Genomic DNA, 11807 nt, shown 5'->3' on the forward strand with positions numbered 1-11807 from the left:
CGGTGGTCCGAGGGCGCACGTTCCGGCCGACACTTCCGTCCTCACGCACACGGCGCCGCCGGTCCCGTCACTCGCTCTGGTTCCCGGTACCGGCGCCGGGCTGCGTGTTCTGCCCGCCCTGACCCGGCTGCTGGGTCTGGCTTCCCTGATTGCCCTGGTTGCCCTGTCCGTTCTGTCCGTTGCCGGTGGATGGCGTGGAGGGTTGCGCGGTCTGCCCGCCGTTCTGCCCGTGTTGACCGTTCTGGCTGTTTTGTCCGTTCTGTCCGCTTCCGGCCGTGCCGCCGGTGGAGCCAGTGCCGCGCCGGTACGTGCCGTACGAGCCCGAACGCCGTCCCGTCGAACTGGACGACGAGCCGGAGCCGTTCGAACCGGTGCCGCGGCTGGACAGGGAGGACGTGTACGCGTCCATCGACTCGCGCACCGCGCCGGATGCCGTGGACAGCGATTCGATGGCTCCCTTGAGGTCCTCCAGCGAGGCTCCGGTGCCGCCCGTCAGGGCGTTCGCCGCGTCGATGGCCTTCTGCAGCGTCTGCCGCGTGGAATCGTCCACCTGGCCGGCGCTTTCGTCGAGCAGCGTCTGCGCGTCCGTCACGGCCGTGGCGAGTTCGGAGCGTGCGGCTTCGGTGTCCGCCTTGGTCTTCGCGTCGCGGCTGTCCGTCACGGCCTTGACGGCCTTGTCCACCGCGGCGGCCTGCGCGTTCAGCGTGTCCGTGAGCGTGCCGTTGCGTGTGACGCGCGCATTGAGCTCGTTGAGCGACAGGTCCGCGCCGCACGACTGCGGCGCGCCGGCCCGGCGGGCCTGCGCCACCGTGGTCTTGAGGTCGCTGAGCGTCTTCGCGTCCGCCACGTCGGAGGTGGCGAGCGTGCCGTCCTTGTCCGCCTTGTCGAGTGCCGCCTTGAGCGTGGCGTCCGCCTTGCGGGCCGACTGCGCCGCCTCGCGGCAGCTGGTGAGCGCGTTGTCGAACGTGACCTGGTTCTGATGCCGGACGACGAGCGCCGTGCCCGCGGCGATCGCGGCGACCGCCAATGCGGCCGCCACGCCGATGATGATTGGCTTGCGTCCGATGGCACGTGTGCGGCCTTTCGACGTCGTGCGGGGCTCGCGTCCGTCGTCCGTCCTGTGCGACGGCTCCTTGGCGTCCGTTCCGTCCGATGCGGATCCGCCGGTACCGGCCATGCCCACGACGGTCGGCGCGTCCGATGCCGCCCCGGCCTTCGCCGGACCGGCGGCCGGGCCACCGCCGACGCCCGGGCCAAGCGCGAGCGTCTCCTCCTCGGTGAGGTCGGCCACGTCGGCGAGCTCGTCCTCCACGGAATCCCGTCCTGTGGAACCCGCGGCCGCGGAGATATGGTCCGACGACCCGATGATCGGCGGGATGACGCGCGTGCCCGCCGCCTCGTCCGCGCGGGCCTCCGCCGCGTCGGTGAACAACGGCAGCACCATGGTCTGCGATCCGGCGTCCGTGGGAGGCGTCGGCACCGGTGCGGTTCCCGCGCCTGCTCCTGCGACGGCGCCGTGCGACGAAGCGGTGCCGTCCGACGCGCCTGACGTGGGCGCGTGCGTGTCCCCGAGCCTCGGGAACGTGAGCTCCGGAATGTCCCAATCGGTGTCCTGTCCGGCGTTGAGCAGCGACGAGACGCGTCCGTCCGTACGGCTCCGGTCCCTCTTGTCTGGTGTGGTATGCGGTTCGATGTTCGATTCAGCCATGCGTGATCCGACCCCTCTGCGATGTTGCCCCTCGAAAACCACAGACCATCATAGTGTCGGCGTCGCCGTGCGGAAAGCGGCATGATACGGAAAACGGCCGCCGATCCCCGGCGGCCGTCACGGCTCATCGCTGTTCGTGCAGGGCTCACTCCTGCGACTGGGCGGCCTGCGCCTGCGCGGCCTTCACATCCAGCTTCTTCGCCTGGCCGATGAGGTCGTCCAGGTCCTCGGCGCGCAGCGCGCCCGCCTGCTGGAACACCACCTGGCCGGACTTGACGATCATCAGCGTGGGCACGGCCTGGATGCCGGCGGCCGCCGCCAGATCCTGGTTCTGATCGATGTCGACCTTCGCGAACACGATGCCCTGGTTGTCCGGCTGCTCGCTCGCCGCCTCGTAGATCGGGCCGAACGCGCGGCACGGGCCGCACCAGGTGGCCCAGAAATCGACGAACACGAGCTCGTTGTCGGTGATGGTCTTCTCGAACTCGGCCGAGGTGATGGTGGTGGTTGCCATGGGGAGCCCCTTCCTTGACGCTGATGGGCGAAACTGCTGAGCTCCAGCAAACCAGCATGGGCGAACAAAGGCAAGGGGTTGGGCCCACGGCTGATTCGGATGCGTGGGACGCCCGTTGCGCCGTCAGGAACGCGCGCGATAATGGGACGCATGCCAGTGATGAATGATGAGGTGCCCGACGAGGGCGACTTCGACGCCGGCCGTCGGCGCGGTGAATTCGACCATGTGACCCCGGAGGACTTCATCCGCGGCTCCGGCCACGGCAATCCCCCCGGATGGCTCGACCCCGCGGACATCAACCGCGCGCGCAGCCAGATGCCCATCGCCTATGTGGAGATCGTGCCCGTGCGCACCGACGAATTCGGACGCGTCAACCAGATCGGCTCCCTGCTTCGCGTCACCGAGGACGGATCCGTGGAACGTGCCCTCATCTCCGGACGCGTGCTGTTCCACGAGACGCTGCGCGAGGCCATCGCCCGCAACGTGGCCAAGGACCTGGGCGACATCGCCCTGCCCATCCTGCCCCTCAACCTCCAGCCCTTCACCGTGGCCGAATTCTTCCCCACGCCCGGGCTGAGCGAATACTACGACCCGCGCCAGCACGCCATCGCGCTGTGCTACGTGGTGCCCATCGCCGGCGACTGCCGTCCCCAGGACGAGACGCTCGACGTGGAATGGGTGGACCCCCACTCCGACGTGCTCGACACGTTCCTCGCCCAAATGGGCAACGGGCACGACCGCATCGTCCGCAAAGCATTGGAATGGATCGCGATATGACCTTCGACATTCACAACCGCATCCTGCGCAAGGGCGCAGGCACCCCGCTCATCCTCGTCAACGCCTATCCGGTGGACGGACGCATGTGGGAGGAGTGCGCCGGACACATCATGGCGCTCGCCGACGAGGCCGGCCTGCCGCCATTCCCCATCTGGGCCCCGGACATGCCGGGCTCCGGCCTCTCGCCCGCGCCGGGCGACGAGGCGTCCGGACGTCGCGCCGCCAACGGCTCCTACCCGGACGCGCTGGACCGCATGGCCGAATCGTACGTGGCCCTGCTCCACGCCGCCGGACACGAGAAGGCCGTGTGGGTGGGACTGTCCATGGGCGGCTACCTCGTGACCGACCTGTACCGCCTGCATCCGGAGGCCGTGGCCGGCGTGGCCCTGTGCGACACCATGGCCGCATCCGACGGCGTGGGCGGCGAAGCCCGCCTCGCCACCTCCGACGCCTGTGAATCCACGGACAGCGTCGAGCCCGTCATGCACTTCGCCAAGCCCTCGGAAGGCGACTCCACCGTGAAGCGCAGCCCCACGTTCATCGCGAAGATGACCCGGTGGATCAATGACCAGAACCCCGCCGGCCTCGCCTGGCGCCAGCGCATGACCTACGGGCGCCCCGAACTGGCCGGCGTGCCCGAGACCATGCGCGTGCCTGTGGCCGTGGTCTCCGGCGAGCTCGACCCCACCAGCAACCCCACGGTGATGAAGCCGCTCGCCGAACGCATCCCCGGCGCGGCGTTCACCGCCATCCCGGACTGCGGCCACTTCAGCGCCGTGGAACACCCCGACGTGGTGGCCCGCGCCCTGGTGGACCTCGTCAGGCGCGTCTGACCGGTGCCCCGCGCCGGCCCGGCCGGCGTGGGGGCGTGCCGTCTGCGCGGGGCATGCGTGAACGGTGCGCGAATAGTGCGCGAACAATGCGCGAACAATGTAGGGAAGAGAAGACATGACCATTTCGTTCAATCCGCTGGCGCTCACGCAGACGCTGCCGTTCCTGCCGCTCGCACAGGGCGACATCGACTACCAGACCGAACGCCGCACGGAATCGGGCGTCATCGCGGACACGCTCGCCGAACCCGCCACCAAGGTGATTCTCACCCGCGGCGGCAAGATCGCCGTGCCGCGCGGCCAGGGCGAACTCGTCGACTACCAGAACGTCAAACTGCGCCTCGCCACCCTGCCGGGCGCCTACGTGGCCGGCGAACTCGCCGCCCACCCCGAGGTCGTCCCCATGTTCCTCGGCAGCTACGGCGGACGCCGCGACGAACACGTCGTGGCCGTCGACGTCACCCGCATCACCCGCATCGGCGACACCGACGAACAGGGCGCCGACGCCGCCTTCGACGAACCCGAGGACGGCACCGACGGCGGCGTCCTCACCTCCGCGGCCGGCACCGGCCGCGGCGCCGCACGCAGGGGAGGCCTGCTCGAGCAGTCACTCGACCGGTTCGACTGGGTGGACCTGCGCGGCTTCGCGCCCCACGCCAGCGCACGCGAGGCCGGACAGGCCACCACCGCCATCTCCCTGAGTATCTGGCACACCCGCCAACGGCACTGCCCCACCTGCGGCGCACCCGTCGAGACCGCCAACGGCGGCTGGGCGCAGCGCTGCACCAACCCGGCCGACGGCCGCCGCCTCCTGTTCCCCCGAGTGGAACCCGCCGTCATCACCATCATCGTGGACTCCGCCGGCCGCGCCCTCATGCAGCACAACAACGCGTGGAAGAACCCCATGCTGTACTCCGTGTCCGCGGGATTCGTCGAGGCCGGCGAGAACCTCGAGCATGCCGCCCGGCGCGAGGCCAAGGAGGAGGTCGGCATCGAACTCGGCGAGGTGCGCTACCTAGGCTCCCAGCCGTGGCCGTTCCCCGCCTCCCTCATGGTGGCGTTCAAGGCCCATGCGCTCACCACCGACGTGCACGTCGACGGCGTGGAGACCCGCGAGGCCGTGTGGGTGAGCCCCGAGGAATACACGCAGGCGCTCATCTCCGGACGCATGGCCGCGCCCGGCAGGGCCACCATCGCCCGGTACATGATCGAGGAGTGGCTCGGGCACGACCTGCCGTGACGTGCGGGTCGAAAGGCTTGGACTGACGTGACGACACGCCCGGCCGTACGCCCGGCGTGTCGTCAGGGGCGTCGGCGGCGAAAGTGACGAAAAGACATATATCGATTCGTGATATTGGTCACAGGACATGCCGTTTTCGGGAAATGCACTGGAATCATGCGGATTCACGTAACCGGCTATGGGGGGTAGGTGCTGTACAGTGGCGTCCAGTTCGTTACCGGAGCAGTAGTCACCACAGGGGTGACGGCAGTAGAGCTAAGGAACAGAAATGACTGACGGACAGGGACAGCAGCCGCAGCGGCCCGCGATGCGGCCGGAATACGGCGCCATGCGTGAGGATTTCGAAGCCACGCAGACCATGGCGCCCCTCGGCATGGGGGAGACCGGGCCCTCGGCGCAGGTGCGCGTGCCCGGCGCGGAGGCCGGCGCCAACGGATTGGCCGGACTCGTCGGAGCCACCGACGCCGCGGGAACGACCGCGCAGGGCGGCTTCACCACCGCCGCCAAGACCACGGCCGAACCGACGTTCACCGCCTCGCCCACGGACGGGTTCACCCCGGTCGCCGGCGCGCACACCGGCATGACCGGCGGCCACACCGCGGCCAAGAGCCGCTCCCGCAAGGGCCTCATCATCACGCTCATCGTGGCGGGCGTGCTGCTCGTCGCCCTCATCGGCGCGTTCTTCGGCGCCCGCTGGTACTACGCGGACCGCGTGGCCCCCGGCGTGCGCTTCGGCTCCGTGACCGTGGCCGGACAGACCCGCGACGAGGCCAAGGCCAGCGTCAAGCAGGCCATCAAGGACACCGCCATCACCGTCAAGGACTCCACCAGCGGCCAGAAGACCACCGCCTCGCTCGAACAGCTCGGCGTGAGCATCGACGTCGACAAGACCGTCGACGCCCTCATGAACGCGAAATCGTCCTCCAACCTGCTCGAGGACGTCTCCCGCGTCAACCCGCTGAGCCATGCCGACGTCGCGCTCGCCGCCACCACCGACGACGCCGCGCTCGCCGACTACCTCTCCGAACAGCTCATCGCGGAGAACGAGCGCGCCGTGCCCGCCTCCATCGCCTACAACGCCGAAACCAAGGCGTTCGAAGCGTCCGAAGGCACCGCCGGCAAGACGCCCGACGCCACCAAGGCCGTCGCCGCCGTCAAGCAGGCCGTCGCCCAGCCGGGCGCCGCCGCCACGGTGACCATCGCCGACAAGACCGTCGACGCGCCCATCTCCCTCGAGACGGCCCAGCAGACCGCCGACCAGGCCAACGCGCGACTCAACAACAAGATCGTCCTCACCAACGGCGACGCCAAGCAGGTCGAGCTGCCCACCGACGAGGTGGCCAAGTGGATCAAGGCCGAAAGCGAACCCGCCAAGGGCACCATCACCCTCGGCTACGACGCGGACGCCATCAGGCAGTACCTGTCCCAGCAGCTGCCCGGCCAGCTCAACCAGGAGATGGTCTCCCAGACCGACATCGTCGACAACAACGGCACCGTCATCATCGCCGCCGAGACCAAGGGCGTCAACGGCGTGACCATCAAGGACACCGACAAGGCCGCCGACGCCGTGCTCGCCGCCCTCCAGAAGGGCGAGGGCGCCACCGTGCAGGTCGACGCCGACGTCACCAAGTTCGACACCAAGCAGAAGGTCAGCGAATGGCGTCTCGTGGTGGACAAGAGCGCGCAGAACGTCACCGTCTACCAGAACGGCAACGTGGTGAAGACCTTCAACGTGTGCACCGGCAAGGCCAGCACCCAGACCGACAACGGCACCTTCTACGTCTATCTGAAGTACAAGACGCAGACCATGCGCGGCGAGGACTACGTCACGCCGAACGTGCGCTGGGTCACCTACTTCAACGGCGGCGAGGGCTTCCACTCCGCCCCGTGGAACTACAGCGCCATCGCCAGGGGCGACCCGGTGAACCACGGCTCCCACGGCTGCGTGAACATGTACGACGATGACGCCAACTGGATCTACACCAACATCCCGGACGGCGCTGTGGTGCAGGTCGTCGGCTCCCAGCCAACCAGCGCCGTGCGCTGACGTCCGTTCCGTCACCGCCTGCGAGGCTTGCGCCTCCGTCCGATTCAGGCCCCCGACGCATCCGACGCGTCGGGGGCCTCGTCGTGCCGTAGGGCGCGGGCATGACCGCCGCGCCCGATTCATCCCGTGGGCGGAGGGCGTGTCCGGCGAGGGTTGGTACTCTTGGTGCCATGAGTGATGAATTCGATGACAAGCCGCTGAACCTCGACGTGCCCGAACACCTCGAATACTCGCAGGACCACGTCTGGGTGGACACCACGCTCGACCCGGCCGTGCTGGGCATCACCGACTACGCCGCGGAGAAGCTCGGCGAACTCGTCTACGTGGACCTCCCCGAGCCCGGCACCCGCGTGGAGGCGGGCGACGAAGTGCTCGAACTGGAATCCTCCAAGGCCGTGGAGCCGCTGATCGCCCCCGTGGCCGGCACCATCCGCTACGTGAACCAAGCGGTCGCCGACGATCCGAGCGTCGTGAACTCCGACCCCTACGGCGAAGGCTGGATCCTCAAGATCGAGCTCGACGACGATGAGCCCGACCTGCTGAGCGCCGAGGAATACGCGAAGGTCGTCCGATGACCGACCGCAGGGAACCGGACGACGCCGCGGTGCGCGGCCCCGACGCCACGGCCGGCGCGGCGGACGACATGCCCACCGTGCCGATTCCGGCGCGCCACGCCGTCACCACGTTCGACGCGGCCTCCCGTCGCGAACGCTTCGAGGTGCAGCCGCCCCTCGAGCGTCTCATGCGACGCGTGGTGACGCGCACGTTCAACACGTGGGTGCGCCTCGCCACGCGCGGCGCCAGGAAACTCGACTGGTTCCCCCGCGTCGACCCCTACGTGGGGTACGGCACCAACGACTACTCCCGTCTCATCTGCCGCACCGTCTACGCGCCCGAGCACAGCATGTACGGCGCGGCCATGCGTGGCATCCGCGGCATGCTCGCCATCCCCTCGCCCCACACGCAGGTGAAGATCCGCATCGACGGCGTGCCGCTGGAGACCGTCCAAGTGGGCGCCTCCGAACGGTACGACGCCGTGGACGCGCATCCGGACATGGACAGCGAATACGCGATCTCCGACACCTCCGGCTACCTCGACCTCGTGGCCGAACACCGGCTCGAATCCGGCGTGCACAACGTGTCCTACCGGGTGAACGGACGCAAGCCGGTGCGCGCGAAGCTGTTCACCATCCCCAAGGACGCGAAGGTCGGCGTCATCTCCGACGTGGACGACACCATCATGATCACCCAGGCGCCCGTCCTGTGGAAGGCCGCATGGAACCTGCTGTTCCTCAACCCGGACAAGAAGGCGTCCGTGCCCGGCATGAGCGTGCTGTTCACCAAGCTCGCCGACCTGTACCCGGACGCGCCGTTCTTCTACCTGTCCACCTCGCCGTGGAACGTCGAAGGCTCCATCCGCCACTTCATCGAGAACCACGGATTCCCCGAAGGGCCGCTGCTCCTGCGCGACCTCGACCCGCGACCGAAGACGTTCATCCCCTCCGGCCCGCAGCACAAGCTCGAGTTCGCCGAACAGCTCATGGCCGACTTCCCGGACATGAAGTTCATCCTGGTGGGCGACGACGGCCAACGCGACCCCACCACGTACGCCACGATCGCCCGGCGGTACCCGGGACGCGTGCTCGCCATCGCCATCCGCCAGCTCACCCCGCGCGAGGCGGGCCCGCTCGGCATGCCCTCCGGCGTGACGCCCACGCAGCCCACGCCCGTGACCGACGTGCCGGTATTCACCGGGCCCACCGGCGCGAACCTCATGAAGACGATGCTCCCGTACCTCAAGGCGCACCGCGGATAGCGGGGCTGATGGCCACGCCGCCCGGAACGGCGGTCGTGACCCGTTCCGGCGTGTGCCGGCCTGTTCCGGCGCGTCGCGGCTCCATGCGGTACCGCGGTGTACCCCAAGGTGCGCAAACGATTGCGGTCGGCTTATAATCGCCGTTATGACTGATGAGAAGAGCATGACGGGCAACGGCGCCGACGCCATCGGGACGGCCGGATCGAACGGAACCGGCGAAACCAACGGGACGACCGGAACCAACGAGACCAACGAAACCGGAGGAACGCCCGCATCGGACGGCATCACGCACATGCCGCAGGCGGTGCGCGAACTCGCCGAAGCCGCCCGCGAAACGGCCGAACGCCACGAACAGACGCAACGGGAAAGCGACGACGTCGACCTGACCCTGCCGCCGCTGGTGCCGCAGGCCCTGCGCGAACCCACGCGGCGCGAACACCACGGCGACGTGTTCATGGACCCCTACGAATGGCTGCGCGACAAGGACTCGCCGCGCGTACGCGCCTACATCGACGCGCAGAACGAACTGTGCGCATCGCGCAACGCGCACCTCGAACACCTGCGCGACACCCTGTTCGACGAACTCAAGGCACACGTCCAGGAGACCGACATGTCCGTGCCCGTGCGCATGGACGACTACTGGTACTTCGCGCGCACGCGGGAAGGACGCCAATACGCGGTGCAATGCCGCGTGCCCGTGCGCGGCGCCGACGACTGGGATCCGCCGAAGGTCGACCCGGCCGCCGAACCCGGCTCCCTGCCCGGCGAACAAGTGGTGTTCGACATGAACAAGGAGGCGGAGGGCCACGACTTCTTCCGTCTCGGCGGCATGGACCTGAGCCGCGACGGCCGATGGATGCTGTACGGCGTCGACACCGACGGCGACGAACGCTACGACTACCGGATCCGCGACCTGGACGCGATGACACGGGCCGGCGGCGACGGCCAGCAGGCCGGTCCGCTCGTGTCCGACGCGTCCGCCGACCTGCCGGAACGCTTCGACGGCGTCGGCTCCGCATGCCTCACCCCCGACGGACGCTACGTGTTCTGGGTGGAGGTCGACGACGCTTGGCGTCCCTGCGCCGTCTGGCGGCACAAGGTCGGCACGCCCGTCGAGGACGACGCGTGCGTGTACCGGGAGGCCGACGAACGCTTCTGGCTGGGCGTGGGCCTCAGCTTCGATGAACGCAACATCGTCATCGGCACCGGATCCAAGACCACCACCGAAGTGCTCATGCTGTCCGCCGACGACCCCGAAGGCGAATTCCGCGCGTTCATCCCCCGCAAGGATGGCGTCGAATACGACGTGAGCTTCGCACGCTTCGAACAGGCCGGACCCGACGGCGAGGACATCCCGCTCGCCGTCGTCTACCACAACGCGAACAACCCGAACTTCGAGATCGACGTCATCGACATGCGCGACCACGAACCGCCGTTCCGCCTCGGCGAAGGCGTCTGCGTGGCCGAAGGATCCCCATACGGCTGCGAACGCGGCGGCGCGTCGGACGAACCCATCACCAAGCCGTACGAGAACCCGCGCAACCCTGCGCTGCTGCAGGGCCTGCGCGGACTCGGCATCGAAGGCATCTCCATCCACCGGCACTTCGTCTCCCTCGCCTACCGGGCCGACGGCCTGCCGCACCTAGCCATGATGCCGAAGGCCGAGGCCGCCGAGGACTTCCTCGCCGGACGGCCCTGGCGGTTCACCGAACTGCTGCCGCCCGCGCTGGACGGCGACTGGGACACGACGGCGGCGGACGGAACGGCCGAATCGGACGGCGTCGGTGCGTTGGACGGGGCATCGGACGACGAAAGCGAACACGTCGGACAGGACGGCGCGGAACGCGAGACGGAACGCAACGAGGAACGCCTTCCCGGCGAAACCCGCAGGCTCTACACCATCGGCACCGCAGGCAACCCCTCCTACGAGGCGCCGCGCATGCGCTACTCGTTCACCAGCTACACGCGGCCGGGCGAACTGCACGACGTGGACCCCGCCACCGGCGAGGACCGTCTCCTCAAACGCGGCACCGTGCTCGGCGGCTTCGACCCACGCCGCTACCGGGAACGCCGCGTCTGGATCCAGGCGCGCGACGGCGAACACGTCCCCGTCTCCCTCGTCTGGCGCGACGGCACCGACCTCCACGACGCGCCCATGTTCATCACCGGATACGGCGCCTACGAGATCTCCTCCGACCCCGCCTTCTCCGTGGCACGCCTCAGCCTGCTCGACCGCGGCGTGCTCTACGCCGTGCCCCACATCCGCGGCGGAGGCGAACTCGGCCGCGCCTGGTACGAACAGGGCCGGCGCCTCAACAAGAAGCACACGTTCGAGGACTTCGTCGACGCCACACGCGCCCTCCAGGAGGCGCACCTCGCCGATCCGGCCCGCACCGTGGCCGACGGCGGATCCGCCGGCGGCCTGCTCATGGGCGCCGTGGCGAACATCGCGCCCGAACTGTATGCGGGCATCGAGGCGGACGTGCCGTTCGTGGACGCGCTCACCTCCATCCTCGACCCGTCCCTGCCGCTCACCGTCACCGAATGGGACGAATGGGGCGACCCGCTCCACGACGCCGACGTCTACCGGTACATGAAGTCGTACACGCCGTACGAGAACCTGCCCGCGGCCGGCAGCGCGGCGGGCAAGGCGTTCCCGCGCATCCTCATCACCACGTCGATGAACGACACGCGCGTGCTCGTCGTCGAACCGCTCAAATGGCTCGCCGCCATGCAGGAACGCGGCTTCGACGCCATCGCCAAGATCGAGGTGGAGGCCGGGCACGGCGGCACCTCCGGACGGTACAAGCAGTGGCGCGAAGTGTCCTACGAGAACGCGTGGTGTCTCGACGTCATGGGCATCGAGGAGTAGTCG

Annotated in this window: 9 protein-coding genes; 7 read left to right on the top strand and 2 right to left on the bottom strand. The window is 68.9% G+C overall.

The window, feature by feature from the left end; genetic code table 11:
* Nucleotides 1-67: 67 nt before the first annotated feature.
* Nucleotides 68-1708, bottom strand: coding sequence for a hypothetical protein (locus KIH78_RS07410; protein ID WP_219131843.1), 1641 nt, complete (start codon nucleotides 1706-1708; stop codon nucleotides 68-70).
* Nucleotides 1709-1853: 145 nt separating this feature from the next.
* Complete coding sequence (trxA, locus tag KIH78_RS07415; protein WP_214312158.1) at nucleotides 1854-2222, bottom strand: thioredoxin; 369 nt, start codon at nucleotides 2220-2222, stop codon at nucleotides 1854-1856.
* Between the two features lie 159 nt (nucleotides 2223-2381).
* Between trxA and KIH78_RS07420 the strand changes: the two genes are divergently transcribed.
* The 7 genes from KIH78_RS07420 (at nucleotide 2382) to KIH78_RS07450 (ending at nucleotide 11804) form a co-directional block, all read left to right on the top strand.
* Nucleotides 2382-2999: an NUDIX hydrolase family protein gene (locus tag KIH78_RS07420; RefSeq protein ID WP_214312314.1), complete on the top strand. Its 618-nt coding sequence runs from the start codon at nucleotides 2382-2384 to the stop codon at nucleotides 2997-2999.
* The gene (locus tag KIH78_RS07425; RefSeq protein WP_219131844.1) at nucleotides 2996-3832 is read left to right on the top strand and encodes an alpha/beta fold hydrolase; all 837 of its coding nucleotides are present in this window, start codon (nucleotides 2996-2998) and stop codon (nucleotides 3830-3832) included. Before KIH78_RS07420 ends, KIH78_RS07425 begins: the two co-directional genes overlap by 4 nt.
* A gap of 115 nt (nucleotides 3833-3947) precedes the next feature.
* Nucleotides 3948-5069: an NAD(+) diphosphatase gene (nudC, locus tag KIH78_RS07430; RefSeq protein ID WP_219131845.1), complete on the top strand. Its 1122-nt coding sequence runs from the start codon at nucleotides 3948-3950 to the stop codon at nucleotides 5067-5069.
* Between the two features lie 268 nt (nucleotides 5070-5337).
* Nucleotides 5338-7116 carry a L,D-transpeptidase gene (locus tag KIH78_RS07435; protein ID WP_219131846.1) on the top strand — a complete coding sequence of 593 codons (1779 nt, stop codon included), beginning with the start codon at nucleotides 5338-5340 and terminating at the stop codon, nucleotides 7114-7116.
* Nucleotides 7117-7286: 170 nt separating this feature from the next.
* Nucleotides 7287-7691, top strand: coding sequence for a glycine cleavage system protein GcvH (gene gcvH, locus KIH78_RS07440; protein WP_214312166.1), 405 nt, complete (start codon nucleotides 7287-7289; stop codon nucleotides 7689-7691).
* Nucleotides 7688-8932 (top strand): App1 family protein, encoded by a 1245-nt coding sequence (locus KIH78_RS07445; protein ID WP_219131847.1) that lies wholly within the window; start codon nucleotides 7688-7690, stop codon nucleotides 8930-8932. The genes gcvH and KIH78_RS07445 overlap by 4 nt, the downstream gene beginning before the upstream one ends.
* A gap of 163 nt (nucleotides 8933-9095) precedes the next feature.
* Nucleotides 9096-11804 (top strand): S9 family peptidase, encoded by a 2709-nt coding sequence (locus tag KIH78_RS07450; protein WP_236034502.1) that lies wholly within the window; start codon nucleotides 9096-9098, stop codon nucleotides 11802-11804.
* The last annotated feature ends 3 nt before the right edge of the window (nucleotides 11805-11807 follow it).

Origin of the sequence: Bifidobacterium saguinibicoloris, assembly GCF_019331725.1 — a bacterium.
Taxonomy (GTDB): domain Bacteria; phylum Actinomycetota; class Actinomycetes; order Actinomycetales; family Bifidobacteriaceae; genus Bifidobacterium; species Bifidobacterium saguinibicoloris.

Coding starts and splice junctions, on each gene's coding strand:
- KIH78_RS07425 (WP_219131844.1), top strand. CDS start 2,996: ATGACCTTCGACATTCACAACCGCATCCTGCGCAAGGGCGCAGGCACC.
- KIH78_RS07420 (WP_214312314.1), top strand. CDS start 2,382: ATGAATGATGAGGTGCCCGACGAGGGCGACTTCGACGCCGGCCGTCGG.
- KIH78_RS07450 (WP_236034502.1), top strand. CDS start 9,096: ATGACGGGCAACGGCGCCGACGCCATCGGGACGGCCGGATCGAACGGA.
- KIH78_RS07410 (WP_219131843.1), bottom strand. CDS start 1,708: ATGGCTGAATCGAACATCGAACCGCATACCACACCAGACAAGAGGGAC.
- gcvH (WP_214312166.1), top strand. CDS start 7,287: ATGAGTGATGAATTCGATGACAAGCCGCTGAACCTCGACGTGCCCGAA.
- nudC (WP_219131845.1), top strand. CDS start 3,948: ATGACCATTTCGTTCAATCCGCTGGCGCTCACGCAGACGCTGCCGTTC.
- trxA (WP_214312158.1), bottom strand. CDS start 2,222: ATGGCAACCACCACCATCACCTCGGCCGAGTTCGAGAAGACCATCACC.
- KIH78_RS07445 (WP_219131847.1), top strand. CDS start 7,688: ATGACCGACCGCAGGGAACCGGACGACGCCGCGGTGCGCGGCCCCGAC.
- KIH78_RS07435 (WP_219131846.1), top strand. CDS start 5,338: ATGACTGACGGACAGGGACAGCAGCCGCAGCGGCCCGCGATGCGGCCG.